The 26,026-nt window shown below is 63.1% G+C and carries 22 protein-coding genes; 10 read left to right on the forward strand and 12 right to left on the reverse strand.

Annotated elements, in window-relative coordinates:
* Nucleotides 1–2 precede the first annotated feature (2 nt).
* The 4 genes from ACCQ08_RS06390 to ACCQ08_RS06405 form a co-directional block, all read right to left on the reverse strand.
* Entirely contained in the window at nt 3–1,052 is a 1,050-nt protein-coding gene (locus ACCQ08_RS06390; protein ID WP_373449239.1) for an ABC transporter ATP-binding protein, read from the reverse strand.
* 3 nt (nt 1,053–1,055) lie between these two features.
* Nucleotides 1,056–1,958, reverse strand: a complete 903-nt coding sequence (locus tag ACCQ08_RS06395) for an ABC transporter permease (protein WP_230774131.1) — start codon at nt 1,956–1,958, stop codon at nt 1,056–1,058.
* Nucleotides 1,959–1,985: 27 nt separating this feature from the next.
* A complete protein-coding gene (locus ACCQ08_RS06400) occupies nt 1,986–2,936 on the reverse strand; it encodes an ABC transporter permease (RefSeq protein WP_239810011.1) in 951 nt (316 codons plus the stop codon).
* 126 nt (nt 2,937–3,062) lie between these two features.
* Nucleotides 3,063–4,733 (reverse strand): ABC transporter substrate-binding protein, encoded by a 1,671-nt coding sequence (locus ACCQ08_RS06405; RefSeq protein WP_369460306.1) that lies wholly within the window; start codon nt 4,731–4,733, stop codon nt 3,063–3,065.
* A gap of 162 nt (nt 4,734–4,895) precedes the next feature.
* Between ACCQ08_RS06405 and ACCQ08_RS06410 the strand changes: the two genes are divergently transcribed.
* A complete protein-coding gene (locus ACCQ08_RS06410) occupies nt 4,896–6,149 on the forward strand; it encodes a Zn-dependent hydrolase (RefSeq protein ID WP_373449240.1) in 1,254 nt (417 codons plus the stop codon).
* 7 nt (nt 6,150–6,156) lie between these two features.
* Here ACCQ08_RS06410 and ACCQ08_RS06415 read toward each other — a convergent pair whose 3' ends face one another.
* From ACCQ08_RS06415 to ACCQ08_RS06425, 3 genes are all read right to left on the reverse strand, one after another.
* Complete coding sequence (locus ACCQ08_RS06415) at nt 6,157–7,095, reverse strand: IclR family transcriptional regulator (RefSeq protein WP_373449241.1); 939 nt, start codon at nt 7,093–7,095, stop codon at nt 6,157–6,159.
* Nucleotides 7,096–7,184: 89 nt separating this feature from the next.
* Nucleotides 7,185–8,702, reverse strand: coding sequence for a CoA-acylating methylmalonate-semialdehyde dehydrogenase (locus ACCQ08_RS06420; protein ID WP_373449242.1), 1,518 nt, complete (start codon nt 8,700–8,702; stop codon nt 7,185–7,187).
* An 81-nt stretch (nt 8,703–8,783) separates the two neighbouring features.
* Nucleotides 8,784–10,145, reverse strand: a complete 1,362-nt coding sequence (locus tag ACCQ08_RS06425) for an aspartate aminotransferase family protein (protein WP_230774122.1) — start codon at nt 10,143–10,145, stop codon at nt 8,784–8,786.
* 312 nt (nt 10,146–10,457) lie between these two features.
* Here ACCQ08_RS06425 and ACCQ08_RS06430 point away from each other — a divergent pair, with 312 nt between their 5' ends.
* Both ACCQ08_RS06430 and ACCQ08_RS06435 read left to right on the forward strand, forming a co-directional pair.
* The gene (locus ACCQ08_RS06430) at nt 10,458–12,065 is read left to right on the forward strand and encodes an alkaline phosphatase (RefSeq protein ID WP_373449243.1); all 1,608 of its coding nucleotides are present in this window, start codon (nt 10,458–10,460) and stop codon (nt 12,063–12,065) included.
* A gap of 172 nt (nt 12,066–12,237) precedes the next feature.
* Entirely contained in the window at nt 12,238–12,642 is a 405-nt protein-coding gene (locus tag ACCQ08_RS06435; RefSeq protein ID WP_373449244.1) for a VOC family protein, read from the forward strand.
* A gap of 18 nt (nt 12,643–12,660) precedes the next feature.
* Here ACCQ08_RS06435 and ACCQ08_RS06440 read toward each other — a convergent pair whose 3' ends face one another.
* From ACCQ08_RS06440 to ACCQ08_RS06455, 4 genes are all read right to left on the reverse strand, one after another.
* Complete coding sequence (locus ACCQ08_RS06440) at nt 12,661–13,524, reverse strand: methylglyoxal synthase (RefSeq protein ID WP_239810018.1); 864 nt, start codon at nt 13,522–13,524, stop codon at nt 12,661–12,663.
* 164 nt (nt 13,525–13,688) lie between these two features.
* Complete coding sequence (locus tag ACCQ08_RS06445; protein WP_373449245.1) at nt 13,689–14,969, reverse strand: YeeE/YedE family protein; 1,281 nt, start codon at nt 14,967–14,969, stop codon at nt 13,689–13,691.
* Nucleotides 14,970–15,050: 81 nt separating this feature from the next.
* On the reverse strand, nt 15,051–16,007 hold the full coding sequence (locus ACCQ08_RS06450) for a sulfurtransferase (protein WP_373449246.1): 957 nt from the start codon (nt 16,005–16,007) through the stop codon (nt 15,051–15,053).
* A 249-nt stretch (nt 16,008–16,256) separates the two neighbouring features.
* Nucleotides 16,257–16,796, reverse strand: a complete 540-nt coding sequence (locus ACCQ08_RS06455; protein ID WP_373449247.1) for a cysteine hydrolase family protein — start codon at nt 16,794–16,796, stop codon at nt 16,257–16,259.
* A 717-nt stretch (nt 16,797–17,513) separates the two neighbouring features.
* On the opposite strand from ACCQ08_RS06455, the gene ACCQ08_RS06460 reads away from it, so the two are divergent.
* Genes ACCQ08_RS06460 through ACCQ08_RS06470 form a run of 3 tightly spaced genes read left to right on the forward strand, consistent with a single transcriptional unit; the run spans nt 17,514 to nt 19,988 of the window.
* Nucleotides 17,514–18,734, forward strand: coding sequence for a PfkB family carbohydrate kinase (locus ACCQ08_RS06460; RefSeq protein WP_373449248.1), 1,221 nt, complete (start codon nt 17,514–17,516; stop codon nt 18,732–18,734).
* Nucleotides 18,731–19,333, forward strand: a complete 603-nt coding sequence (locus ACCQ08_RS06465) for a 7-cyano-7-deazaguanine synthase (RefSeq protein ID WP_373449249.1) — start codon at nt 18,731–18,733, stop codon at nt 19,331–19,333. Before ACCQ08_RS06460 ends, ACCQ08_RS06465 begins: the two co-directional genes overlap by 4 nt.
* On the forward strand, nt 19,314–19,988 hold the full coding sequence (locus tag ACCQ08_RS06470) for a hypothetical protein (RefSeq protein ID WP_373449250.1): 675 nt from the start codon (nt 19,314–19,316) through the stop codon (nt 19,986–19,988). The genes ACCQ08_RS06465 and ACCQ08_RS06470 overlap by 20 nt, the downstream gene beginning before the upstream one ends.
* A 1-nt stretch (nt 19,989) precedes the next feature.
* Here ACCQ08_RS06470 and ACCQ08_RS06475 read toward each other — a convergent pair whose 3' ends face one another.
* Nucleotides 19,990–20,817, reverse strand: coding sequence for a hypothetical protein (locus ACCQ08_RS06475; RefSeq protein WP_373449251.1), 828 nt, complete (start codon nt 20,815–20,817; stop codon nt 19,990–19,992).
* Nucleotides 20,818–21,492: 675 nt separating this feature from the next.
* On the opposite strand from ACCQ08_RS06475, the gene ACCQ08_RS06480 reads away from it, so the two are divergent.
* The 4 genes from ACCQ08_RS06480 to ACCQ08_RS06495 all read left to right on the forward strand — a co-directional run bounded on the left by ACCQ08_RS06480 (nt 21,493) and on the right by ACCQ08_RS06495 (nt 26,025).
* Entirely contained in the window at nt 21,493–22,656 is a 1,164-nt protein-coding gene (locus tag ACCQ08_RS06480; protein ID WP_373449252.1) for an NADH:flavin oxidoreductase/NADH oxidase, read from the forward strand.
* 206 nt (nt 22,657–22,862) lie between these two features.
* Complete coding sequence (locus ACCQ08_RS06485; RefSeq protein ID WP_373449253.1) at nt 22,863–23,843, forward strand: LysR family transcriptional regulator; 981 nt, start codon at nt 22,863–22,865, stop codon at nt 23,841–23,843.
* A 240-nt stretch (nt 23,844–24,083) separates the two neighbouring features.
* Nucleotides 24,084–25,235: a LacI family DNA-binding transcriptional regulator gene (locus ACCQ08_RS06490; RefSeq protein ID WP_373449254.1), complete on the forward strand. Its 1,152-nt coding sequence runs from the start codon at nt 24,084–24,086 to the stop codon at nt 25,233–25,235.
* Nucleotides 25,236–25,353: 118 nt separating this feature from the next.
* On the forward strand, nt 25,354–26,025 hold the full coding sequence (locus ACCQ08_RS06495) for an amino acid ABC transporter permease (protein WP_230774108.1): 672 nt from the start codon (nt 25,354–25,356) through the stop codon (nt 26,023–26,025).
* The last annotated feature ends 1 nt before the right edge of the window (nt 26,026 follow it).

Here is a 26,026-nt window from a genome sequence, read left to right on the forward strand (position 1 = left end):
GTTCAGGCGGCCAGCGCAGCAGCGGCGGCCAGGGGGTGGCCACTGCCGGGCTCATGCACCAGGCAGCGCGCGGCATGGTGCAGCTGCACCGGGGTGACGGCCGGCACGGCTTGGGCGCAGACCGGCGCGGCCTGCGGGCAGCGCGGGTGAAAACGGCAACCGGTGGGCGGGTTGATGGGGTTGGGCGGGTCCCCGGCCAGCGGTGCCACCAAGGTGCGGTGGCTGGGGTCCATCGACGGCACCGACGACAGCAAGGCCTTGGTATAGGGGTGGGCCGGCGCGGCAAACAGCGCATCCGAGGGGCCGATCTCGGCCACCTGGCCCAGGTACATCACCATCACCCGGTCGCTGATGTAGTGCACCACGCCCAGGTCATGGCTGATGAAGACATAGGTCAGGCCGAACTCGCGTTTCAGGTCGGCCAGCAGGTTCAGCACCTGGGCCTCCACCGATTTGTCGAGCGCCGAGACCGCCTCGTCCAGAATCACCATGCGCGGCTGCAACGCCAGCGCGCGGGCAATGTTGATGCGCTGGCGCTGACCGCCCGAGAGCTCATGCGGGTAGCGCTCGGCAAAGCGGGCCGGCGCCAGGCCGACCCGGTCCATCAGGTGGTGGGCGCGGGCGACCGACTCCTTGCGCGAGACGCCATGCACCTGCGGGCCAAAGGCGATCGAGTCCTCGATCGTCAGGCGCGGGTTGAGCGAGGCATAGCTGTCCTGGAACACCATCTGCACCTGGCGGCGAAACTCCTTCAGGCTCAGGTCACGCGATCCCACCGTGCGGCCATCGAACACCAGCTCGCCAGCGGTCGGGTCCATCAGGTGCATCAGCAGCCGCGCGGTGGTCGATTTGCCGCAACCGGACTCGCCCACCACACCCAGGGTCTCGCCCTTGAGCACCTCGAAATCCACGCCATCGACCGCGCGCACCAGCTTGCCGTTCTTGAGCGGGAAATGCTTGGTCAGGCCGCGCACCGTCAGCAGCGGCTGGGCCGGGCCGCCCACATCGGCGGCCACGGCAGTGGCAGGGGCCAAAGAAGAATGCTGGAGCATGGCTTAACCCTTGTTGTCCATGGCCGAGCGCAGGCCATCGGAGAGCAGATTGAAGGAGATGGAGGTGATGAAGATCATCAGCCCCGGCAAGGCTGCCACCCAGGGCTGGGTGTAGATCGCCGTGCGCAAGGTGTTGAGCATCAGGCCCCATTCGGGCTCGGGCGGCTTCACGCCCAGACCCAGAAACGACAGGCCCGAGGCCAGGATCATCGACACCGCAATCAGGCTGGTGGCATAGACAAAGATGGGGCCCAGTACATTGCCCAGCACATGCACCCGCACGATGGTGAAGGCGCTGGCCCCAGTGGCCCGCGCCGCCTCCACATAGTCGCGGTTGCGGGCCTGGGCCGTCACGCTCTCGGCCACGCGGGCGATCTGCGGGATGAAGACAATCGTCAGCGACACCAGCGAGTTGAAGATGCCCGCGCCCAGCGCGCCCGACAGCGCAATGGCCAGCAGCACCGAGGGGAAGGCGTAGAACACATCGATGGTGCGCATGATCACCGTGTTGGTGCGGCCACCGGCGTAGCCGGCCACAATGCCGATGCCCGTGCCGATCACAAAGGCCATCAGCACCGGAGTGATGCCCATGAACAGCGACAGGCGCGCGCCCATCATCAGGCGCGACAGCATGTCGCGGCCCAGCTCATCGCTGCCCAGCGGCAGGCCGGCGGTGCCGATGGGCTTGAGCCGCTTGAGCATCGAGGCCAGATAGGGATCGGACGGCGTGATCCACGGCGCCAGCGCTGCCACTGCAATCAGCAGCAGGATGACGGCGGCAGCGCCCATGGCCACCGGGTCGCGCAGCAGGCGCTGCAGCACCGAGGACCAATAGCCGCGTGAGCGCTGGGCCGGCAGCGGCTGCACCTGGGCCGCTGCTGCATCGGGAAGGGTAAGACTGGTCATGGGGACGGAACCTCCGGGGGTCTGCGCTCAGCGGGCAATGCGGGGATCGAGCAGGGTCTGCACCACATCGATGATGAGGTTGAGCAGCACAAAGAAAACGGCCAGCACCAGGATGGAGCCCTGCAGCAGCGGCAGATCGCGCTGGAAGATGGCCTGGTTGAGCAGAAAGCCGGTGCCCGGCCAGGAGAACACGGTCTCGATCAGGATGGAGCCGCCCAGCAGGTAGCCCAGTTGCAGGCCCATCACCGCCAACGCCGTGGGCGCCGCGTTCTTCAGCACATGGCGGAAGATGCCCAGATGGCCCAGGCCCTTGGCCTTGAGGCCGAGGATGAACTCCTGGTCCAGCAGCTCGGCCACCAGCGCCCGCACCGTGCGCGCAATGATGCCCATCGGGATTACCGACATGGTGATGGCCGGCAGGATCATGAACTGCACATGCGCCCAGTCCCAGGCCCAGTCACCCGAGCCGCCCGGCCCCGCGCCGGTGGCGGGCAGCCACATCAGCTGCGACGAGAAGACAATCACCATCACCATGCCCAGCCAGTAGTGCGGCACGCTGACGCCCAGCATCGACAGCATCGAGCAGCTGCGGTCCACCCAGGAGTTGCGGAAATACCCCGCCACAAAGCCAAACAGGCTGCCCAGCACAAAGCCGATCAACGTCGCCACGACGGCCAGGCGCAGGGTGTTGACCACGGCAGCCATCACTTCGGTGGTCACCGGCCGGCTGGTGGCAATCGACTGGCCCAGATCGCCTTGCAGCGCGCGCCAGACCCAGCGCAGAAACTGCTCGGGCAGCGGCCGGTTGAAGCCATAGAGCTCGCGCATCTGGGCCTGCAGCTCGGCCGATGCATCGGCAGGCAGGACCGACACCAGGGGGTCGCCCGGCGCGATATGCACCAGGGCAAAGCACAGCAGGGCCACGCCCAGCATGATGGGCAGGGTGTAGACAATGCGTCTGATCAGATAGGCAAGCATGGCGGTTCAAAGGTTCGTGGGGGAGAGGCGGACCATGCGGGGCCGCACTGGCGGGATGGGCCATCGGCCTGCACCCGGCATGCAGCGGTGTCTCTGCACCGGTTTGCATGCCCGGGGCCGCCCGGCTTACTTCATCGTCATCGTCGCGATATCGATGAACCAGCTTTGCGGCTGCACCACGTGGCCGACCTTGGCCGACATCGCGCGCGGGCCCACATCGTGTGCCACAAAGAGGAACGGCGACTCATCGACCACCAGGGTGTGCAGCTCGGCCAGGGCCTTGTCGCGCTCCTTGGCATCAAAGGTGGTGCGGGCCTTGTCCACCACCGCATCGACCTGCTTGTTGCTGTAGAAGCCCCAGTTGTTGGACAGCGGCGGGAAGGACTTGGTGCTGACAAAGCGCACCATCGCAAAGAAGGGGTCCATGGTGGCTGCCGTCACATTGGTGGCGCTGGCCTTGTTGGCACCCGGGTCCTTCGCGCCCAGGCGCCAGCCGGAGAACAGCGTGTTCCACTCCACCACGTCGAACTCGACGTCAAAGAAGCATTCCTTGAGGTTCTGCTGGATGAACTCGTTCATCGGCAGCGGCTGCATCTGGCCCGAGCCCGACGCGGAGGTCTGGATCTTCACCTTGATCGGCTTGCTGGCGCTGTAACCAGCCTGGGTCATCAATGCCTGTGCGGCCTTCACGTCGTACTTGATCTGGAAGCTGGGGCTGCCGCGCCAGGGGTGGCCGGGCTCAAAGATGCCGGTGGCCGGCTCCATCTGGCCGTTCAACAGCTGCTTCATGCTGGCGCGGTCCACGCACAGGTTGGCGGCATGGCGCACGCGCTTGTCCAGCCAGGGCGAGCCCTCGACAAACGAGAACTGCCATGGCCAGATGTGGGGCTGCAGGTTGGAATAGACCTTGAAGCCGCGCGCCTTGATCGCATCGAGCGCATCGGGCGCCGGCGCCTCGATCCAGTCCACCTGGCCGCTCATCAGCGCAGCGGTGCGCGAGTTGGCCTCGGGCAGCGGCAGCAGCACCACCTTGTCGATGGTCGGCGTGCGCTTGGGGTCCCAGTAGCTGGCGTTCTTCACCATCTCGAAGCGCTCACGCGGCACCAGGCGTGCGCCCTTGAACGGGCCCGTGCCCGATGGGTCGGCGGCAAACGCCGTCCACGCGGCCTTGCTGCGCTCGGCCTTGCCGCTGACGGAGGCCGGCACCGCCGCCAGCTTCTTGGCCCAGTGCGCGGGCGAGGCCATGAACAGATTGCTCAGGTTGATCGGCAAGAAGGAATCGGGCTCGGTGGTGGTCAGCTCCACCGTCAGGTCATCGATCTTCCTGGCCGATTTGAGCGTCGGCATGCGCGATGCCGTCACGCCCACCTGGGCCGGGTCAAACTGCTCGGCCTCCTTGTCCAGCACCTTGTTCACGTTCCAGACCACGGCATCGGCATTGAAGGCGCTGCCGTCGTGGAACTTGACCCCGGGGCGCAGCTTGAACAGCCACTTGGTCTTGTCCTTGGCATCCACCTCCCACGAGAGCGCCAGGCCCGGCACCAGCTCGCTGGGCTTGTCGGCTTTGCTCAGGTCCCACTGGGTCAGCGCGTCATACATCGGAATGCCGGTGAAACGGTTGCCTTCAAAACCCTGGTCCGGCTGGCCCGAGGTGCGCGGGATATCGCCCGCAGTCATCGCAATGCGCAGCACCTTTTCCTGGGCCAGGGCAGCACCTGCGCCCAGCGCCAGGGTGACAGCCAGAGCCAGGCTTTTGAGCGCGGGACGGGAGACGGAGAAACCGGAAGACGCTTGCATCACAGGACCTTTCCAAGAAGTGGGGGATGACAAGTCCAAAGCAAGCTGCGTGCCACATCACACATATCGTTTATCGATACAAGTGATTGATTCATCGATATTTTTGGCATGCTTTATGCGAACGCTCTGCGCATTGTTCGCCTCACTTTCAGGAGTAACCGCATGACCCAAATAGACCGCCTGCGCATTGATGACAACCGCCTCTGGCAATCGCTGATGGCCCTGGCCCAGATAGGGGCCACGCCCAAAGGCGGCGTCTGCCGCATCGCCTTGACCGACGAGGACAAGGCCGGCCGCGACCAGGTGGTGCAGTGGTTCCGCGATGCGGGCCTGCAGGTGCGCGTCGATGAAGTGGGCAATGTGTTTGGCCGCCGCCCCGGCACCGACCCGCAGGCGCGCGCCGTGGCCACCGGCAGCCATATCGACACCCAGCCCACCGGCGGCAAGTTCGATGGCAACTACGGCGTGCTCGCAGGGCTGGAGGTGGTGCGCACGCTCAACAGCCACGGCATCCAGACCGTTGCGCCGCTGGAAGTGGCCTTCTGGATGAACGAGGAAGGCACGCGCTTCACGCCGGTGATGATGGGCTCTGGTGCATTTGCGGGAATTTTTGGTGCAGACCACATCCGCTCGCAACAAGATGGTGCAGGCCTTACCGTCGGCGAGGAGCTGGCCCGCATCGGCTACCTGGGCGATGTGGCCTGTGGCGATGTACCCGGTGGCGCCTTTGCCGCCTACTTTGAAGCGCATATCGAGCAAGGCCCGGTGCTCGAAGCCTATGACAAGCCCATCGGCATCGTCAGCGGCGCGCTGGGCCAGCAGTGGTATGACGTGACCGTCACCGGCATGGACGCCCATGCCGGCCCCACGCCGATGAACCTGCGCCATGATGCGATGCTGGCTGCTGCCCGCATGGTCGATGCCGTCAACCGCATCGCGCTGGACCAGGCCCCGCACGGGCGCGGCACCGTCGGCCATCTGCAGGTGCTGCCCAACTCGCGCAATGTGATCCCCGGCCAGGTCAAGTTCAGCGTCGACTTCCGCAACCTCTCGCAGACCGGGCTGGATGCGATGGACACCGCCATGCGCACGGAGTTTGCGCGCCTCGCCGACCAGTGCCAGTGCCAGGTGGAGATCACGCAGGTGGTGCGCTTTGCACCCTGCATCTTCCACCCCGGCTGCGTGGCCAGCGTGCGCGGCGCGGCCGATAGCCTGGGCTATGCGCACATGGAGGTCGTCAGCGGCGCCGGGCACGATGCCGTCTACGTCCACAGCGTGGCGCCCACCGCGATGATCTTTGTGCCCTGCAAGGATGGCATCAGCCACAACGAGATCGAGGACGCCAAGTCCGAGCACCTGGCCGCTGGCTGCAATGTGCTGCTGCATGCGATGCTGGCGCATGCCGGGGTGGCCTGAGAGCGGCCTAATCCGCTGGCAACAGCTGCGACACCGCCCGCGCGCATTCGATCACCAGCGGGGCCAGCGCCTGCTGGGCATCGGCCATGTTCCAGCGGCTGGTGGGCGGCGCCAGGTGGATGGCGCCCACCACCACGCCGCGCGCATTGAACACGGGCGCGGCAATGCCCATGTCGCCCAGGAACAGCTCTTCGCAGTTGGTGGCATAGCCCGTCTGCTGGCACTGCGCCAGTTGCGCCATGACCGCATCCACCGTCGTCAACGTGGCGCGGGTGCGTGGCGGCATGGGCGCCTGCTGCAGCAATGCCTGGGCCTGCGCGGCCGGCAGCTGGCTCAGGTAGGCGCGGCCGCAGCTGCTGGCATACAGCGGCACTTGGGTGCCCACCGGTGTCAGCACCGGGATGTGCTGGGTCGTCAGCACCTGGGCCAGGTACACCATGTGCGTGCCCGCTGGCTCGGACAAGGTCGCCGTCTCACCGCTTTGCCGCGCCAGCTGCGCCAGATAGGTGTGGGCGGCGCTGATCATCGGATGCGCATCCAGGTAGTTGAAGCCCAGCTCCACCACACGCGGCAGCAGCACAAAGCGCCGCGTGCTCGGGTGCTTGCCGATATAGCCCAGCGCCTGCAAGGTGTGCACCGAGCGCTGCGCCGAGGCCTTGGTCATGCCGGCGGCCTGCGCAATCTCGGCCAGAGTCATGCTGCGGTGCGCCGCACTGAAGGCGCGCAGCACCTGCAGACCCTTGGCCAGCGAGAGGTTGAACAGGCTGTCGGAGGCAGGCTCAGACGCAATCACCGGCGCGGGCGCCAGCGTGGATACTGCTGCGGGCACAGACAAAGCCGCCACCGGTGGGTGTGCCGGTGGCGTGCCTGGGGATGTGCGGGGGGCTGCAGCGTCGGCTGACGCTGCGGTGTCCGAAGACCGGCGGTGGGCGGTGCTGGTGCGCATGGTGCAAGGGCGGGAGGCAATGCCTTGGCCTTCGCAAGAAACGCACCAACTTGCAGCCGGGCCCATTGCGGGGCGGCTGCGGCAAGGTCTTAGCGGCTGCTGGGGAAGCTGAACACCGCACCATCGCGCACACCGGCGCTGGGCCAGCGCTGGGTGATGGTCTTGCGCTTGGTGTAGAAGCGCACGGCATCGGGGCCGTAGGCGTGCAGGTCACCAAACAGGCTGCGCTTCCAGCCGCCGAACGAGTGGTAGGCCACAGGCACAGGCAGCGGCACATTGATGCCGACCATACCGACCAGAATGTGGTCGCTGAAGTAGCGGGCTGCTTCGCCATCGCGGGTGAAGATGCAGGTGCCGTTGCCGTACTCATGCGCGTTGATCAGGTCCATCGCCTCCTGCAAGGTCTTGACCCGCACAATGCCCAGCACCGGGCCAAAGATCTCTTCCTGGTAGATCTTCATGCCGGGGCGCACGTTGTCGAACAGGCAGGGGCCGAGGAAGTAGCCGTCCTCATGGCCGGCCACCTGCAGGCTGCGGCCATCGATCAGCAGCTTGGCGCCCTCCTCCACACCGATGTCCACATAGGCCTTGACCTTCTCGAAATGCGGCTTGGTGATCAGCGGACCCATGTCGTTGCTGTTGTCGGTGCCCGGGCCCACCTTCATCTTGGCGATCTCGGCGCTCAGGCCGGCGATCATCTGGTCAGCCACCTCGTCGCCCACGGCCACCACCAGCGGCACGGCCATGCAGCGCTCGCCGCAGCTGCCGTAGGCGGCGCCCATCATCGCGGTCACCGCGTTGCTGATGTCGGCATCGGGCATCACCACCGCATGGTTCTTGGCACCACCCAGCGCCTGCACGCGCTTGCCGCTCTTGCAGCCTTCGCCGTAGATGTACTCGGCGATCGGGGTCGATCCGACAAAGCTCACTGCCTTGACGCGCGGGTCATGCAGCAGGGTGTCGACCGCTTCCTTGTCGCCGTTGACGACGTTGAGCACGCCCGGTGGCAGGCCCGCTTCTTGCGCCAGCTGGGCAATGAAGAGCGCGCTGGTCGGGTCGCGCTCGGAGGGCTTGAGCACAAAGGTATTGCCGCAGGCCACGGCCATGGGCCACATCCACAAAGGCACCATTGCGGGGAAGTTGAAGGGCGTGATGCCGGCTGTCACACCGAGCGCCTGGAACTCGCTCCAGCTGTCGATGTTGGGGCCCACATTGCGGCTGTGCTCGCCCTTGAGCAGCTCCGGCGCGTAGCTGGCGAACTCGACGTTCTCGATGCCACGCTGCAACTCGCCATGCGCATCGGCCAGCACCTTGCCATGCTCGGCGGTGATCATCGCGGCGATCTTGTCGGCGTTCTGCTCCAGCAGCACCTTGAGCTGGCCCATGATGCGCGCGCGCTTGAGCGGCGGCGTATTGCGCCAGGCGGGGAAGGCCTTTTCGCCAGAGGCAATCGCGGCCTCCACCGTGGCCTTGCTGGCCAGCTCCACGCTCACGGTCGATTGGCCCGTTGCCGGGTTGAACACCGGCTGCGTGCGGCCGCCATCGTGCACGATCTTGCCGTCGATCAAATGGCCTACGGTGGCCGTCACATTCTTGTCGTTGTTCATGTCAGTCTCTCTTGGGTTCCATTCAAAAACAGCACCGGCGCCAACGTAGTGGCGCCAGATAGCACATAGCTCTTACGGGTGTCAGTTGGTCTCAGCCAGCGCGTCACCCAGCGCGTTGATCAGACGGTCGATCTCGGCCTTCTCGCTGATGAAGGGTGGCGCCAGCTGGATGGTGTCGCCACCATAGCGCACGTAGAAGCCTTTTTCCCAGCACTTCATCGCGATCTCATAAGGGCGCTTGGCGGGCTCGCCCGGCAGCGCGGCAATCGTGAAGCCTGCGGCCAGACCGTAGTTGCGGATGTCGGCGACATGCTTGGCACCCTTGAGGCTGTGCACGGCGTTTTCAAAGTAAGGTGCCAGCGCCTTCACGCGGCCGGGCATGTCTTCCTTCTCCAGAATGTCCATCACCGCCAGGCCTGCCGCGCAAGCGACGGGATGGGCCGAGTAGGTGTAGCCATGGGCAAACTCCAGCATGTACTCAGGGCCGCCTGCGGCCATGAAGGTGTCGTAGATCTCTTTCGTCACCACGCAGCCGCCGAGCGGCTGGGCGCCATTGGTCACCTGCTTGGCAAAGTTCATGATGTCCGGCACCACGCCAAAGGCTTCGGCACCGGTCCAGGCACCGCAGCGGCCAAAGCCGGTGATGACCTCATCAAAAATCAGCAGAATGCCGTGTTGCGTGCAGATTTCGCGGATGCGTTCCAGATAGCCCTTGGGCGGGATCACCACACCGGCCGAGCCCGAGAACGGCTCGACGATCACTGCGGCGATGTTGCTGGCGTCGTGCAGCGCGATCACATCGAGCAGCTTGTCAGCCAGCGCGCGGCCGCCTTCATCGGACATGCCCTTCTGGAAGGTGCCGGCCGGTGGCTGGGTGTGCGGCAGGTGGTCGGCCACAATGCCCTGGCCAAACATCTTGCGGTTGCCGGCAATGCCGCCCACCGAGATGCCGCCGTAGTTCACGCCGTGGTAGCCCTTCTCGCGGCCCACCAGCACCGTCTTGCCGGCCTGGCCCTTGAGGCGCCAGTAGGCACGCACCATCTTCAGCGAGGTGTCGGCCGCTTCGGAGCCCGAGCCGGTGAAGAACACATGGTCCAGACCTGCGGGCGTGTGTTCCTTGATCTTGTTGGCCAGCGCAAACGAGGCAGGGTGGCCAAACTGGAAAGCCGGTGCGTAATCGAGCTGCAACGCCGCCTTGCCAATCGCCTCGGCCACTTCCTTGCGGCCATGGCCGATGCCCGAGCACCACAGGCCCGAGAGGCCGTCAAAAATCTTGCGGCCATCGGCATCGGTGTAGTAGGCGCCCTGGCCGCTGACGATCATGCGGGGCTGCGCCTTGAAGTTGCGGTTGCCGGTGAAGGGCATCCAGTGCGCGTCCAGCCAGGCTGCATCGGTGCGCAGCGTGGTGCCTGCGTTTTGGTCGTCGATCTGCACAAAGCTCATGGTTTTCTCCTTGGAACGGCGGCGTTCCATTTTTCCAGTGTTGATAGGCGATTGTGGGCCGGTTCTTTTCTTATTCAAATATTGACATATCAAAGCTCACTTGCTGAAATTTGCAAGTAAAACGGGTGACGCATTCGCGCTATACGCGCCGCTCCTCCCGCCCGCATGCAGGGCCCTTCTGCCTGAAAAACGCTACTGAATAGATAGCTTCGAATGCATACACAGAGCCTGTCTACACGCTTTTTCACGCTTCATCCCGGCGTCACACAGCCCGGCTATCGTGGCGGTTTTTCTGCCATTGCTACCACCGCCATGACCTCCCACGATCCCTCTGCGCGCCGCCGCTTTCTGCTCTCTTCCACCGCCATCGCCGGCACCGGCCTGCTGCCCGGCATACTGCGCGCGCAAACGGCGCCTGCGGCCATCACGCAGGATGCGGCGCGGCCCCTGCTGCTGTCGGGCCTGCAAAGCGGCGATGTGCTGGCCCACAGCGCCATCGTTTGGGCCCGGGCCAGCCGCGAGGCGCGCATGCGGGTGGAATGGTCCACCACCAGCCACTTTGCCCAAAGCACGCTGGTGCGCGGCCCCGATCTGCTGCCCGATACCGATGGCACTGGCCGTGTCGAGCTGCAGGGCCTGCCCGCCGGGCAGGACATCTTCTACCGCGTGGTGCTCGATGACCTGGCCAGCAGCAACACCCGCAGCCCGGCAGTGCTGGGGCATTTCCGCACCCCGCTGGCCAGCCAGGGCCCGGCCACCCGCCCTTTCCGCCTGGTGTGGAGCGGCGACACCGCCGGCCAAGGCTACGGCATCAACGAGGGCATCGGCGGCATGCGCATCTATGACGAGATGCGCAAGACCAACCCCGATGTCTTTCTGCACAGCGGCGACACCATCTACGCCGACGGCCCCATCCCCGAGACCATCGCGCTGCCCGATGGCAGCACCTGGAAGAACCTGGTCACGCCCCAGGTTGCCAAGGTGGCCGAAACGCTCGACGAGTACCGGGGCCGCTACCGCTACAACCTGATGGACCACCACGTGCGCGCGCTGGGCAGCGAGGTCCCGCAGATCTGGCAGTGGGACGACCACGAGGTCACCAACAACTACTCGGACAGCAAGAGCGTGGCCAGCGACAAGCGCTATTCCGAAAAGAATGTGCAGCTGCTCACGGCCCGGGGCCGCCGCGCGTTTATGGAATACGCACCGATGCGCCCCTTTGGCGCGGCCGAGCAGCAGCGCGTTTACCGTCACCTGCCGCAGGGCCCGCTGGCCGATATCTTTGTGCTGGACATGCGCAGCTACCGGGGCCCCAACAGCCACAACCTGCAGGCGGTGGAAAGCACCGATACCGACTTCCTCGGCCGCCCCCAACTCGACTGGCTGCTGGCCGGCCTCAAGGCCAGCACTGCCACCTGGAAGCTGATTGCCGCCGACATGCCCATCGGCCTGTTCGTGCCCGACGGCAAGGACGCCGAAGGCCGCGCCCAGTGGGAAGCCATTGCCAACGGTGAGCACGGCGTGCCCAAGGGGCGCGAGCTGGAGATGGCGCGGCTGTTGAAGGGCATCAAGGATGCGGGCATCCGCAACGTCGTCTGGCTCACCGCCGACGTGCACTACACCGCCGCCCACCACTACAGCCCCGAGCGCGCGCAGTTCAAAGACTTTGCGCCGTTCTGGGAATTCGTCTCCGGCCCCCTCAATGCCGGTGGCTTCGGGCCCAACGAGGCGGACCAGACCTTTGGTCTGGATGTTGTCTTCCACAAGGCGCCGCCGAAGGCCAATTCCGCCCCCAGCGAGGGCTACCAGTTCTTTGGCCAGCTCGACATCCACCACCAGAGCCGCGCGCTGACCGTGGTCCTCAAGGACCTGAACGGCGCCGCACTCTACACCAAGACGCTGGAGCCGCAGCAGGCCTGAGCGAAGGGCAGGCACGCCAGCCAGGCCCAGATACAGAAGCCGCAGACGCCATGGGTGCTGCGGCTATTGACAAGGGCCACACCGGCCGAAGCGCGCCCCCCCGGGCCACGGTGGGCAAAGGCGCCGTTGGGGCGCATACTGCGCGCTGGAGTCCATCTTTGGAGCAAGCCCCATGCCTACCACCACCTCACTGGTCGATGCCCTCGACCACCTGGTGCTCACCGTGCAGAGCATCCCGCGCAGCATTGCCTTTTACGAGCGGGTGCTGGGCATGGAGGCCCGAGAGTTCAAGCCCGGCCGTTATGCGCTGCACTTTGGCCGGCAAAAGATCAACCTGCACGAGCTGGGCCACGTGGTGGACCCGAACGTGAAACATGCAACGCCAGGCTCTGCCGATGTCTGCTTTCTGACCCGCATGCCGCTGGCCGAGGTGATCGCCCATCTGCAGCGCGAGCAGGTCGCCATCGTGCAGGGGCCGGTGCGGGCCACCGGTGCGCAGGCCCCGCTGCAGTCGCTGTATTTCTACGACCCCGATGAGAACCTGATCGAGGTCGCGAACGAGGTGCAGGCTGGCTGATGACTGACGCGCTGGGACTTACCGTTTGGCCGCCGCATCGCACCAGCGCTGGGCCACCGCTGGCGAGGTCATGCACACCACCTCCTGGGTAACGGTCGTCACCGCCCGCTCCAGCAGCTGGATATCGGCTTCATGCTGGCGTGCCACATGCGGGTCTTCAAAGAAGATCGCGCGCTGGCAGCGGCGCTCCAGCACCAGGTCGGCGATTTGCGCATCGCCTCCAAGCGGGCCGCTGTTGAAACGGTCCACCCAGGGCTTGTCAGCCGGCCAGCCTTTGCTCCAGGCCAGCTCATTGAGCTTTTGGCCGGTGGTGCCGGTGCCCACGCGGCGGCGGTAGCGTGAGAGCAGCGCAAAATTGCGCTCGCAAAAGTCCAGCATCGCCGGCTTCATCGCATCGTGGGCGATCAGCGCCAGGGTCTGGTTGCCATAGTCGTGCAGGCGGTCGGCATGGCGGTCGGGCGCCAGCCCGGCGTGGATACGTTCCATCTCCACCCAGTCGCGCGCGCTGGCTGCTGTCGAGATAAAGGGCTTGCCGTGGATCACGCACTGGCGCTTCAAGGCCAGTGCCTCCGGGAAGATCGACGACGGGTCCACCGGGTCGATCAGGTAGATGGCGCCATCGAGCACGCGGTTGTCGCCCGGCATGCCCACCACCTCGGCCACCAGCTTCATCAGCCCGCCTTCGCGGCCATAGGGATAGCGCACCAGGCCCTTGTGGCCCTTGAGCATTTCTGCCGCTGCAATCGCGTCATAGGTGCGGCCCACCGCATGGAACCCGATGTTCAGCTCCCGGATGCCCTGCTCGCAGGCGCGCAAAAAGCTGAACAGCGCGGCATCCTCGTTCTGGTGGTGCAAACGGTTGGCGGCAAGGCCTAAAAGCATGGTCTATCCCGTGGGTGTGGCAAGCGAGTGGAAAGCATAGCGCCAAATCCACAGCGCCGGTATGACAGCCGACTGCCGCAGTCGCTAAATGCTGCGCCCAATTCATAACTTCGGACAACCATCGCCGATCAGCCACACTGTGCTTGCGCTGCCATCCAGCCTGCTCAAGCCCGGCTGGCCCACCAGGTCTGCCACCGGAACCCCAGCCACAGCACCAGCAGCATGGCCGCGCCAAACACCCAGCCGCTCAGCGCACCGGCCATGCCGCCGGACAGCAAGGTGCCCACGGTGCAGCCAATACCGGTCATCGCGCCCCAGCCCAGTAGCACACCGCCGAGCAAACCCCGGCCCGCATCTCGTCCGGTAGGCATGCGCGGGCGGAACTGGCGGCTGGCAAAAGCGGCGATGAATGCGCCGGCCAGCAGGCCCAGCAGCACCAGCGCATTGGGCGTGGCCCAGGTTGCTGCCGGCAAGGTGGCGCAGCCGGCAAAGCCATCCAGGCCATTGAGCCGCTCAGGCACCCAGCCCTGGCCTTGCAGTGCGCCGCGCACCTGGCTGCCGATCAGGGCCGTCACGCCCAGCGGCCGCATGCGCACAATGGCGGCGGTGGCGATCAGGCCCACCAGCAGGCCGCCCAGGGCATAGTTCCAACGCCCTTGCCACAGGCTGCGCCACAGCGCGGGCAAGCTGCGCGGCGCCGCCCTTGCGGGATCTATGGGCGCAGTTGGCAGCGGCAGGCTGCGCCGGCGCTGCTGCACATGGCGCTGCCACACCCAGGCCGCCCAGGCCGCCAGCACGCCCAGCTGCAGCAGCAGCGCGCCGCCATAGCCCAGGTGCTGCGGCAGCCAGACGACGGGAGCTTCGGCCACCGCCAGGCTGTAGAGCGGGTTCCAGGTCTGAAAACCCAACGCAAAGCCCAGCGCGGTACCCAGCAGCGCAAATGGCGATGCCGCCGAGCCCTCGGCCAGCCGGTACCAGTGCGCGCTGATGCAGGAGCCCGACACCAGCATGCCCGCGCCAAAGGCCAGGCCCGCCAGCACCAGCACCCAGCTGACCGGGCCAATGTGCATATCGGGCGGCAGTTGCCCCGCCTGGGGGTTGGGCACCCAGCTGCTCTGCACCACCGTCATGCCCACCAGCCCCACGGCCAGCGCCAGGATGATTGCCAAGATACCGCGCGGGTCATCCCGTTGCAGCCAATCACGCGCATGGCAGTAAAAGCAAAAGCGCGAGCGCTGCAGCACCACACCCAGCGCCAGCCCCATCGCCAGCGCAAACACCAGAGTGCGCCCGCCATCGCGCTGCAGCAAGGCCTGCTGCAATGGCCACAGCGCCAGCAGCAGCACGGCCGCTGCCACCGGCTGCCAATAGGCGCTGATGCCCCCGGCCGCGCGCTGCCCGGCAGCGCTGCCCGCACCTCCCAAACCCACGCTGGAATCAGTCATGGCATTCCATCCAAAAAAATGCCCGCGCTGGGCGGGCATTGAACACAGGACCGAGCCCATGCGGAGACATTCAGACCATGCTTATTTCGCAGCCCAGATCGTGCCGGCCGGGTTGTTGATCGGCACGCCAACGCTGTTGCCGTATTCGGTCCAGGAGCCGTCATAGTTCTTCACCTGGTAGCCCAGAATCTTGCTGAGCGCAAACCAGGTGTGGCTGCTGCGCTCGCCAATGCGGCAGTAGGTGATGATGGGCTTGCTGCCGTCAATGCCGGCATCGGCATAGAGCTTTTGCAGATCGGCCCGCGATTTGAAGGTGCCGTCTTCATTGACCGCCTTGCCCCAGGGCACATTCACTGCGCCAGGGATGTGGCCCGCGCGGATCGACAGCTCCGGCACACCGGCAGGCGCAAACACCTTGCCCTGGTATTCATCGGCCGAGCGGATATCCACCAGCTGCGTGGCGCCCTTGCCCTCCACCGCCGCCAGCGCATCGCCCAGGCGGGCCCGCAAATCGGTGTTGACCTGGCCCACGCGGTAGGTGGTGGCGGCGTAGTCGGGTGCACGGTTGTTCAGCGCGCGGTTCTCGGCCTCCCATTTCTTGCGGCCGCCATCGAGCAGCTTGACGTTCTTGACGCCATACACATCAAACACCCAGGCGCCCCAGGCCGCAAACCAGTTGTTGGTATCGCCGTACAGCACCACGGTGGTGTTGTCGCTCACGCCGCCCTTGGACAGCAATTGCTCAAACGCCTCCTTGCCGACAATGTCGCGGCGCACCTTGTCATTGAGGTCGTTGTGCCAGGAGAAGTTGACCGCCCCCGGAATATGCGCCCGCTCATACAGCCCCGGGTTCACGCTGACCTCGATCACCCGCACATCGGGCCGCTGCAGATTGGCCGCCAGCCATTCGGTACTGACCAGCGCGCCCGCAGGCACCGCCTGCGGCGTGTTGGCAAAGGCAGGGCTCGCGCCCCAAACGGCTGCCGCTGCGGTACCGGCAATCAAAACGCGCCAAGGCGCTGCTGTGCGGATAGTCATGCTGTGTCGTCCTTCAGGTCATGGGAGAAAAGGCTGCCATCACGGCAGGGCCTGCTTGCACTGTGCATGTTGCAAGCAGCTACTCCAACTGAGGAATGCGCAGATGCATATGTGATCTGCGCGCTTGACAGGGGCCAAGCCTGAACGACATCGGTGCAGCGCCAGCCTGCACTGGGCTGGACTGCTTCGACTTTGGGAGCTAGAACGCCGCCGTAGCGCCTTGGGCTAACCCCAGCCAAGCCGGTTTTTTCAAGCCTGGCCGACCGAGTCCGCCCACTGCTGCGCCGTCTGCAGCCGCGCACGCGGGCCAAAGCTGCTGGTGCTGCTGAGGGTGATGTTGTGGTGGGCAATCACCTGCTGCGGCGTGACGGCGGCATTGCCGCAAGTGGTGTGCGCATCCGCCAGCAGCACCACCGGGTAGCCATGGCGCAGCGCCGCGCGCGTGGTCACATCCACGCAGTACTCCGTGTGCATCCCGCCAATCACCAGCTCCTGCACACCCAGGTTTTGCAGCATGGGCAATAGGTCGGTTTTCCAGAACGCATCGCCGGTGGTTTTGTCGAGGGTCAGGTCGCTGCTCTCCACCTGCAGGCCATCGGCCAATTGCCATCCGGGCGTGCCCGCTTCCAGGCCAGGCTCGGCGTGGCGCACCCAGATGATGGGGGTGTTGGCCTGGCGCGCGGCGGCGGTGACCTGGTTGATGCGGGCGATCAGGGTGGGGCAATCCCATGCGGCGTTGGGGCCGGTGCAGAGGGATTGTTGGATGTCTATTAGGAGGAGGGCAGGCATGGACGGGTGCTGTTGCATGAGGACACGCAGGATTTTAGGTTGGATATGAGCGTTCATTAGGCCGGTTGGCTCAGCATTTTTTGATGCTTTATGAGTAGGTCAACTTATGGCCGATATCCAGATATCACCAATGTCCGGCGTATGGTGTCTAAGTTTTCAATCCACGTATATGAGATTGCTGTTCTGGCAATCTTCTCTTGTAAGCACAAGCCTCGCGCCGGATTGGTCCTCTAACGTTGATCTTGTAAGAAAACTATCTTAGAGTAGGTATCGGACTATTTTTCCGCCAACGCGACCTAAGCGCGCATGTCAATTGTCAAACCAAATTAATTTGGTAAGATAACCAAACAATTGTTTCAATCCTGGGAGCTTTTTATGTCCGGTAGCGGAGGTGGTAGCAGTACGTACAGTGCTGGTGGAGGTGGAGGAAGCCCGGTTGCTTGCGAATTTCTGAGTTTCAGCGCGCAGATATCCACACCTAACCCAGCAGCAGTTTCGACAGTACGAGTCGGAGATTTGTGTACGGTGCAGGTTCAGCTCATAAACAATTCACAGGTAGTGGCTGTTGTGAGAAATGATGGAACATATCTTGGTGGGCTTGTTGGCGGTCAGACGAATCGGCTACGAGAATGCATTTTGAGCGGAACCCAATACCAAGCTGTAGTTACAGCCGTATCAGGGGCCCAGATCATTGTGAAGATTGACTCTATTTAAGATATGACTATTCATGTAGTTGGGGGCCTATACAAAGAGCTTTGTGTACGTCCGTGGTGGGACCAACTTTATGGCTCAGCAGGTCGCGCTGCAGCAGCAATTGCTACGATGGGAAATGAGGTCTATCTACATACGTACGCAAGCTCCGCCGTGGTAGAAGATTTTCGGAGCTATGCGGCACAGCTTCCTTCAACTCTCACATTAGAGGCAGTTCCTTGCGAAAGTACGCTCCTTTTTCGATATCTACACGACTCATCACACCCGGATATTTATGGTGTGCCAGATGCCCCGTTGGATGCCATTTACCTAGAAGCTGAAAAAATTATCCGATTTGGCATGCTGGAAGGCTCTGCAGTAGTCAATGCAGAGTGGGCTGTTTATGACCCTCAAAACGCCGGTTCTGCTGAACTGTTTGGACAGAATGGGTCTAGTGCTAAGCACCTAGCATTGGTGTTAAACCTCTATGAAGCTCGCGTGATGAGTTCGAGTCCGACGGCTAGCGCAGAGGAGTGTGCACACATACTGGCAGCCCTCGAATCGGCCGAAGTCATTGTTATCAAGATGGGGCCTGCAGGAGCGCTTGTATGGTCGCAAGGGGCTGTGCAAACTGTTCCTGCTTACAAGACTGAAAACGTCTGGAAGATTGGTTCGGGAGATACGTTTGTGGCGCATTTTGCAAGAGCGTGGATGAACGACGGCGTTTCAGCACACGAAGCGGCTGCCCAAGCTTCACTAGCAACCGCATACTATTGCGATAAAAAGATTCTGCCGTGCCGTGAATACCTATCGGAGTTTAACCCCGATGCAATACGCGTAAAACAAGATTTTTTGGATGGCAAGCGCCCTAGGGTTTACCTTGCTGGGCCATTCTTCGATACGGCGCAGGTCTGGCTTATCGAAGAAGCGCGCAAGAATTTTCAAGAGATGGGCTTTGATGTTTTTTCGCCATTTCACGATATCGGGATGGGGTCTGCTGCGGACGTAGTCAAGCTCGACATTTTGGGAATTGAAAAATCCGATATTATTTTTGCAATAGCTGACGGCCTTGATGCTGGAACTATATACGAGGTCGGGTACGCACGCGCACTGCACAAACCCGTGGTTATTCTTTGCGAACGTGAATCTGAGGAGTCAATGAAAATGGCCGAGGGGACTGACTGCATTATTCGTCGCTCATACACATCATCACTTTATGCAGCTCTCTGGACTGCTGTATCGCAATGAATTCAGCATTACTACTCTCAGGGGGCATGGACTCATTGTCCATTGCATGGTGGAAGAAGCCTACTCATGCTATTACTATCGACTATGGGCAAAAGGCTGCTATTGCCGAACGTACAGTGTCGGCAGCTCTGTGTGCCGAAATAGGCATTGCGCACCACATTGTGAGTGTGGATTGCCGCAGTCTAGGGTCAGGCGATATGGCCGGGTCCGCTGCTGACGCAGCTGCGCCAGCGAGTGACTGGTGGCCCTACCGCAATCAGCTCCTTATCACACTGGCAGCGATGAAGGCCATTGGCTTGGGCGCGAAAGTCTTGTATATCGGAACCGTCTCATCTGACGAGGGGCATCGTGATGGAACTAAAGACTTCATCCGACTGATAAACGATTTGGTTTTGTATCAGGAGGGAGGCCTTCGTATCGAAGCGCCGGCCATCGATCTTACAACCGTTGAATTGGTTAACGAAGCCAAGGTACCGGCAGGCATTCTGGCTTACGCGCATAGCTGCCACAAAGGAGACATTCCGTGCGCCAACTGCCGTGGCTGCAACAAGTACATCGAGTCTATGGAAGCGCTTGGATATGGCAACCGAGCTTCCTGAGCCCGAGCCGAGAAAACATGTGCAGCCATATGAGCCTTTTAGCTGGCCAAATGGCTCCACGCTCGCATTAGGACAAAGCGTCTCTGGGGAAATGCTGGACTTTCACCGAATGGTTCTGGGACGCCATTCGAGGCGCACCTTTACCCATCTATCTCTCGAAAAGTTGGAAGTGCTGCTGTCAATGTGCTGCCGCGCATACAGCTGGAGCACCTCTGATTTAGGTTTCGAACAACAATTCAGGGGAGTTCCCTCAGCAGGCGCCGTGCATCCCATCCATGTCCTAGTTCAGCGTAATCGCCAATCAGGATGGGAACGCTACGATCCCATTGGCCACACCTTGATTCAAGTACAGGGTACAAGTGATTTTGCAATTGCTGCACGAGATTCTGCCGACGCAATCGTTCCGAGTGGAGATTCGACCCTTTTAGCACTAGTAGCAGAGCCAGGTAAGACCGCAGCCAAATATCACTTTCCTGAAAGCCTCGTCTGGCGGGATGCAGGCGTCATCATCGGAGCGCTTACATGGGGAGCTGAAGCTCTAAGTCTCAACATCTGCCCGCTTGGTGCAACAGGCACTCCCTTTGTCTCTCCCATCGCTTTCAAAGGGGTGATGGTTGGGGTGGGACTAGTATTGATTGGCGGAAGACCGGAATGATTTAGACCAGAGCTAGCTGGTGCAGATCCTGTACCTGTCGACGCATCTTGCGCAATGGCGAAGGCTGGGGCTCCGCTGCCCTAGTCAATTCTCGAACCGCGAGAGGAGAGTTGGCCATTTCGTGCCAGATGACTGCATCCAACTCCGAAGGCTTGGTATCCATTCCGGCGCTGAACGCAAGGAACAGTTCCTCAAGCTTCAAGTAGTCACGTTCAACCTTTAATGCCCTGTCAAAGAGACCGATTGACTGGCCGAATCGTAGGATATGAATATCGAGAATGGCAACGTCATCTGCGCCTTTCCAGTTGCGGGCGATCCAGGATGCCGTCTTCAACCCAACACCCGGAAGCGTCACTAGCCAGTCTCGAAGCACTCGGCCAGTACTGTTCGAAGGAGCTTGGGAGATCAACCCGAGCGCACTAGAAAGATATTTGGCCTTCTGACCTGCAAATCTATAGCGGATCTGGCGTCCCTCTACATCCAGTGGGCTCGAAAGCATGTCAAGGATTCGTTGTTCATTGGGCGTAGCATTCGAGTCGAAAACACCTTCTGATCGAAGCCGCTTGTAGGCGGCAATCCCTACGTCAGCGGGGATCCCATGCCCTCCGAGAATGCATGCCCCTAACTCTTCTGCCAAGCTCCGGCCAAGCTTGTAGTTCGGGGGGCCGCCAGTTAAGCGGCGCTCAAAGATCTGGAACAGCCAATAGGCGGGTGTGGGGAACGCGTCAATTGCGCCCCAACGTACTCCGTTGACAATCTCAACATCAGGAGAAGGAAGCTCTAGTTTGAACATCCCGACCTTGGAATAGACTGCAGCAGACTGAAACATGGCGTGATCAAAAGTGAAGTGGTTACATGTGGTGACAAGTCGCTGACCCACTAGCATCCCACGAGATCCAGAGCTGCTTAATTAGCGAAGCTCGGGCGCAGAATCTTAACGGTTTCTATCCACTTCGCCTTAGCACTCTGGATTGCAGAGTGCTAACGCTCATGTGCTTCAAGGCCGCCCACCCAATCTTCGCTGGACAAAGAGTACGCTTTCTACTTTTCTTCAGAACTGCCGTTGGCTGCTCGACTAAAAACTAGCCGCTCGCATGTAGAAACTAGCTCGGGTAGCCTCCAGCAGACTCGTTCCTCCTGCCCAATAGTGACTGTCGCCTGGCGGCCCGATGCTGGCATCCCTACGCTTGACGCCAATGTAGGCTGCGCAACGATTGCCATTCCTCACGAGAGCTTCGCAATCGATAAATCACTGCCCTATAGCCGCCATAGGAGCCTCATCTGCGATCGATGGCACCCGCTCCAATCGGGCCATACTTTCAGACTCCTAACCCCTATAGGCCATCCCTCTCACCCCAACATCACCCGCATAGCCTCCACAGCACCCAGGTTTAAATATGCGAATACGCTGTACTCCAGTAACCTGTCGATGCATCTGCCCTGCGCAATCTCTACTACTGAAAGCATCGCCCTCGCAGAGCATTGACTCAACAGACACCCCCCCATGCAAAGAACCACCGACCCGTCGCTCACCCCCGCCAGCACCACCACCCCCTCGCAGCTGTTCCAGCCACTCACGCTCTCCCAGCTCACCCTCCCCAACCGCATCGTCATTGCCCCGATGTGCCAGTACTCGGCGCAAGAGGGCAATGCCAATGACTGGCATTTGATGCACTACGGCAGCCTGGCCGTGTCGGGCGCGGGCATGCTGGTGCTGGAGGCCACGGCGGTGTCGGCGGTGGGGCGCATTACCGATGCGGATCTGGGCATTTATTCCACTGACAACCAGCAGGCGCTGGGGCGGCTGATGGGGTCGCTGCGCAAGCTCTCGGCGATTCCGGTCGCTATCCAGCTGGCCCATGCGGGCCGCAAGGCGTCCAGCCACTTGCCTTGGGAAGGCGCTGCGCAAATTGCGCCGGATGCGCCCCGGGGCTGGGTGGCGCAGGCGCCTTCGGCGATTGCCCATGCAGCGGGCGAGGTGCCGCCAGCTGAGATGACCCCTGCCGAGCTGGCAGAGGTGAAGGACGCGTTTGTGGCAGCGGCCAAGGCGGCCGATGCGCTGGGCATCGATGGCATCGAGATCCACATGGCCCATGGCTACTTGCTGCACGAGTTCCTCTCGCCGCTGTCCAACACCCGCAGCGATGCCTACGGCGGCAGCCTGGAGAACCGCCTGCGCTACCCGCTGGAGGTGTTTGCCGCCGTGCGCGCGGCCGTGCCTGCGGCCAAGCCGGTGTGGGTGCGTATCTCGGCATCGGATTGGGCGCCGGGCGGCTGGGATATCAATGGCTCGATCGCGCTGGCCCAGGGGCTGAAGGCGCTGGGTTGCAGTGCCATCCATGTGTCCTCGGGCGGGCTGTCGACCGCCCAGCAAATCCCCGTGCAGCCGGGCTACCAGGTGGGTTTTGCCGAGGCCATCAAACAGGCTACGGGCCTGACCACGATTGCCGTCGGTTTGGTGACCGAGCCTGCGCAGGCCGAGCATATTGTGGCCTCGGGCCAGGCCGATGCGGTCGCCATTGGCCGCGCTGCCTTGTACGACCCGCGCTGGCCCTGGCATGCGGCCGCCAGCCTGGGCGCGCAGGTGGATGCACCGCGCCAGTACTGGCGCAGCCAGCCGCGGGAGTACAGCAAGCTGTTCCGTGGCGCAGCGGTAGGCGTGCGCTAAGAGCCACTCACACAACCCTTGATACGTCGTTGCCTGGCCGGCCGCGCCAAGCCTTGTCGTACTTCTGTACTGCCTGCGGCTTGGCGCCTAGTCGGGGACGCCTAGTCTCAACCGCAAACCTTCGGTTTGCTGGGCCGTGTAAGTGGCTCTAAACAGCTTCTGTAAACACTGAGGGCGGCAGCAGCCAAAGCCGCTAAGCTATGCGGATGCCTGCCCGCCCTCCCGTGTTTGCCTCCCCGCCCCACCCCCCTGCCGCCGCCCGCCGCGCCCGCGCGGTGCTGGGCCAGCTCAGCGATATGGATCTGCGGCTGCTGCAGGTCTTCAAGAGCGTGGTGGAGTGCGGGGGCATGTCGGCCGCCGAGCTGGAGCTCAACATCGGCACGTCGACCTTGAGCCGCCACATGAAGGACCTGGAGACCCGCCTGGGCATGGTGCTGTGCCGGCGCGGGCGCGCGGGCTTTGCGCTGACGCCGGAGGGCCACCAGGTCTACGAGGCCACCTTGCAGCTGCTGGGCGGCGTGGATCTGTTCCGCAGCCGCATTGACGATATCCACGCCCGCATGGGCGGCAATCTGGAGATCGCCATCTTCGACAAGACGGTGAGCAACCCGCAGGCCCAGATCCACCGCGCGATTGCGCAGTTCCACGGCCAGGCCCCGGATGTGAACCTGCAGCTGCATGTCAGCTCGATCAACGCGATCGAGCGCGGGCTGATGGACGGGCGCTTTCATGTGGGCATCATCCCGGCGCACCGCAGCTCGGCCAGCCTGGTCTACCGCGATCTGTTTGCCGAGAACATGCAGCTGTACTGCGCCGCCGGCCATGACCTGTGGGAGCAGCAGCACCAGACGCTGGACTGGGAGCAGCTGCGCAGCTACCCCTTTGCCGGCCTGGGCTACCACTCGCCCAATATGGAGCTGAGCCACAGCGTGCGGCTGCCACGCGCGGCCACCGGGTTTGACCAGGAGTCGATTGCCACCTTGATTTTGTCCGGGTGTTTTTTGGGATTTTTGCCCGACCACTACGCGGCCAGTTTTGAAAACCAAGGTTTGATGCGGGCTGTACGGCCAGAACGCTTCCATTACCGTTGCCAATTCGTGGCCATGTGGCGCTTATCGCCCGCTCCGAGCCGTGTGGCGCAGGCCTTTATTGACTGCCTCCTCGATGCCCACACAGCAGTTGACTAAGTTGCTATGAAATTAACTTATCCACAGAAACCGGCTTCCCGGTGTGCATTTCTTTCCTAGAGGGAGATTGCAGGGAGTTTCTCGCGCAACAACGGGAACATTGCACAAAATTATCCACAGGGTGAGAATCGGAAAACTGCCGCTTTTGCACTGCAGCAAACGTCCGGCACCAACCGGGCCTCCGGGGCCGCACCTGCGCGACTGCCTCCCTCCGCGCGCAGGTCGGCCAACGCAGCAGGCATGCGGTTCGGCGCTACCATCGCTACCGTAACGACCACCCTGGACTGCCCCGTGCCCAAGCCTGCGCCCACCGCCACCCCATCGCGCCCCTGCCCGCCCGGCGCAGCCAAGCCTGCGGCCCCTGCCAAGGCCCGGGCCACGATTGCCGATGTGGCACTGGCGGCGCAGGTCTCCAAGGCCACGGTGTCGCGCTACCTCAATGGGCGCACCGACATCCTCACCCCCGACATGGCCAAGCGCGTGCAGGAGGCCATTGCCCGCCTGCAGTACCGGCCCAGCCCGATGGCCCAGGCCCTCAAGCATGGCCGCACCCGCCTGATCGGCCTGGCGGTGGCCGATGTGACCAACCCCTTCTCGGTGGCGGTGCTGCAGGGCGCAGAAAAAGCCTGCCAAGCCGCCGGCTACCTGCTGGTGCTGTTCAACCTGGGCAATGAGGCCGGGCGCGAGCGCGATGCCATGCATGCGCTGTCCGCCTACCAGCTCGACGGCATGATCCTCAACCGCGTGGACACCAGCGTCCAGCTCTGGCAGGACGCGCAGCTGCACGGCAAGCCCATCGTGCTGGTGGACCGGTTCCAGGAAGGGATGGACGCCGATTTTGTGACCGTGGACAACCCCGGCGTGGTGCAGATCGCGATGGACCATCTGCAGCAGCAAGGCTTTGACGAGGTGCTGCTGGTGACCGAGCCGATTGCCGATGTGAGCTCGCGCACCGCGCGCCAGCAGGCCTTTGCCCGCTACATCCAAAGCCAGGCGCCCACCATGCAAGGCAGCGTGTGGGAAAGCACCGCCGACGGCGCCAGCGCCCTGCAGCAGCACCTGCAGCACTGGCAGCAGCAGGCGCAGCAAGCCGGCCGCCGCCCCGCCGTGCTGGCCGGCAACGCCGTCGCCAGCCTGCGCGTGGCCACCGCCGTGCATGCAATGGGCTGGGTGCCTGGGCGCGAGCTGGGCATCATCGGTGTGGACGAGACCGAGTGGGCCGCGCTGGTGGGCCCGGGCCTGAGCACGGTGGCCCAGCCCACCGATGCATTGGGACAGGCGGCGGCCACCTGCCTGATCGAGCGCATCCAGGGCCTGCAAAGCCCCGCCCGAACAGTCGAGTTACCAGGCACCATCATTGTGCGCGGCTCCACAAAATCGCCAAACAATTGATTCACAACGGTTAAAAAAGGCGTTACGCACCAAACTAGGGCAAACCCTAGTAATCGTTCCGTAACCTTCCGTTAAACTGCGGCGCTACTGAAACCGGTTTCAAACGCGCCGCATCGCCATGAACTACACGTTCCAATTCGACCAGGTCCTGGCAGCCTGGCCGCAGCTATTGCAGGGCACCTGGGTGACCATCCAGCTGTCCTTTCTCGCCATGATCATCGGCCTGGCCGTCGCAATCGTCTGCGCCTGGGGCAAGACCTCGGGCCCGGCGCCGCTGCGCTTTGTCATCAATGCCTACATCGAGCTGATCCGCAACACGCCCTTTCTGGTGCAGTTGTTTTTCTTCTTCTTTGCGTTGCCGGCCGTGGGCCTGCGCTGGTCGCCGCAAACCGCCGCACTGGTGGCCATGGTGGTCAACCTGGGCGCCTATGCCACCGAGATCATCCGCGCCGGCATCGAATCCATTCCCAAGGGCCAGATCGAAGCCGGCCTGGCGCTGGATCTGAAGCGCTGGGAAATCTTCCGCTTCGTGATCCTCAAGCCCGCGCTCAAGACCATCTACCCGGCGCTGACCAGCCAGTTCATCCTGCTGATGCTGAGCTCGGCCGTGGTGTCCGTGATCTCGGCCGACGACCTGACCTCGGTGGCCGCCAACATCCAGTCCGAGACCTTCCGCAGCTTTGAGGTCTACATCGTCGTAGCCGCCATCTACCTGCTGCTGTCGCTGGCCTTCAACCTGCTGTTCAAGCTCATCTACCAGATGGCCTTGAACTACCCAGACCGTCGCTGAA

The sequence above is a fragment of the Comamonas sp. SY3 genome (genome assembly GCF_041730275.1).
Taxonomy (GTDB): domain Bacteria; phylum Pseudomonadota; class Gammaproteobacteria; order Burkholderiales; family Burkholderiaceae_C; genus Comamonas; species Comamonas sediminis.

Bases quoted from the DNA above. Each gene is read 5' to 3' on its own strand.
- ACCQ08_RS06390 (WP_373449239.1), bottom strand. From the start codon at position 1,052: ATGCTCCAGCATTCTTCTTTGGCCCCTGCCACTGCCGTGGCCGCCGAT.
- ACCQ08_RS06395 (WP_230774131.1), bottom strand. From the start codon at position 1,958: ATGACCAGTCTTACCCTTCCCGATGCAGCAGCGGCCCAGGTGCAGCCG.
- ACCQ08_RS06400 (WP_239810011.1), bottom strand. From the start codon at position 2,936: ATGCTTGCCTATCTGATCAGACGCATTGTCTACACCCTGCCCATCATG.
- ACCQ08_RS06405 (WP_369460306.1), bottom strand. From the start codon at position 4,733: ATGCAAGCGTCTTCCGGTTTCTCCGTCTCCCGTCCCGCGCTCAAAAGC.
- ACCQ08_RS06410 (WP_373449240.1), top strand. From the start codon at position 4,896: ATGACCCAAATAGACCGCCTGCGCATTGATGACAACCGCCTCTGGCAA.
- ACCQ08_RS06415 (WP_373449241.1), bottom strand. From the start codon at position 7,095: ATGCGCACCAGCACCGCCCACCGCCGGTCTTCGGACACCGCAGCGTCA.
- ACCQ08_RS06420 (WP_373449242.1), bottom strand. From the start codon at position 8,702: ATGAACAACGACAAGAATGTGACGGCCACCGTAGGCCATTTGATCGAC.
- ACCQ08_RS06425 (WP_230774122.1), bottom strand. From the start codon at position 10,145: ATGAGCTTTGTGCAGATCGACGACCAAAACGCAGGCACCACGCTGCGC.
- ACCQ08_RS06430 (WP_373449243.1), top strand. From the start codon at position 10,458: ATGACCTCCCACGATCCCTCTGCGCGCCGCCGCTTTCTGCTCTCTTCC.
- ACCQ08_RS06435 (WP_373449244.1), top strand. From the start codon at position 12,238: ATGCCTACCACCACCTCACTGGTCGATGCCCTCGACCACCTGGTGCTC.
- ACCQ08_RS06440 (WP_239810018.1), bottom strand. From the start codon at position 13,524: ATGCTTTTAGGCCTTGCCGCCAACCGTTTGCACCACCAGAACGAGGAT.
- ACCQ08_RS06445 (WP_373449245.1), bottom strand. From the start codon at position 14,969: ATGACTGATTCCAGCGTGGGTTTGGGAGGTGCGGGCAGCGCTGCCGGG.
- ACCQ08_RS06450 (WP_373449246.1), bottom strand. From the start codon at position 16,007: ATGACTATCCGCACAGCAGCGCCTTGGCGCGTTTTGATTGCCGGTACC.
- ACCQ08_RS06455 (WP_373449247.1), bottom strand. From the start codon at position 16,796: ATGCCTGCCCTCCTCCTAATAGACATCCAACAATCCCTCTGCACCGGC.
- ACCQ08_RS06460 (WP_373449248.1), top strand. From the start codon at position 17,514: ATGACTATTCATGTAGTTGGGGGCCTATACAAAGAGCTTTGTGTACGT.
- ACCQ08_RS06465 (WP_373449249.1), top strand. From the start codon at position 18,731: ATGAATTCAGCATTACTACTCTCAGGGGGCATGGACTCATTGTCCATT.
- ACCQ08_RS06470 (WP_373449250.1), top strand. From the start codon at position 19,314: ATGGCAACCGAGCTTCCTGAGCCCGAGCCGAGAAAACATGTGCAGCCA.
- ACCQ08_RS06475 (WP_373449251.1), bottom strand. From the start codon at position 20,817: ATGTTTCAGTCTGCTGCAGTCTATTCCAAGGTCGGGATGTTCAAACTA.
- ACCQ08_RS06480 (WP_373449252.1), top strand. From the start codon at position 21,493: ATGCAAAGAACCACCGACCCGTCGCTCACCCCCGCCAGCACCACCACC.
- ACCQ08_RS06485 (WP_373449253.1), top strand. From the start codon at position 22,863: ATGCCTGCCCGCCCTCCCGTGTTTGCCTCCCCGCCCCACCCCCCTGCC.
- ACCQ08_RS06490 (WP_373449254.1), top strand. From the start codon at position 24,084: ATGCGGTTCGGCGCTACCATCGCTACCGTAACGACCACCCTGGACTGC.
- ACCQ08_RS06495 (WP_230774108.1), top strand. From the start codon at position 25,354: ATGAACTACACGTTCCAATTCGACCAGGTCCTGGCAGCCTGGCCGCAG.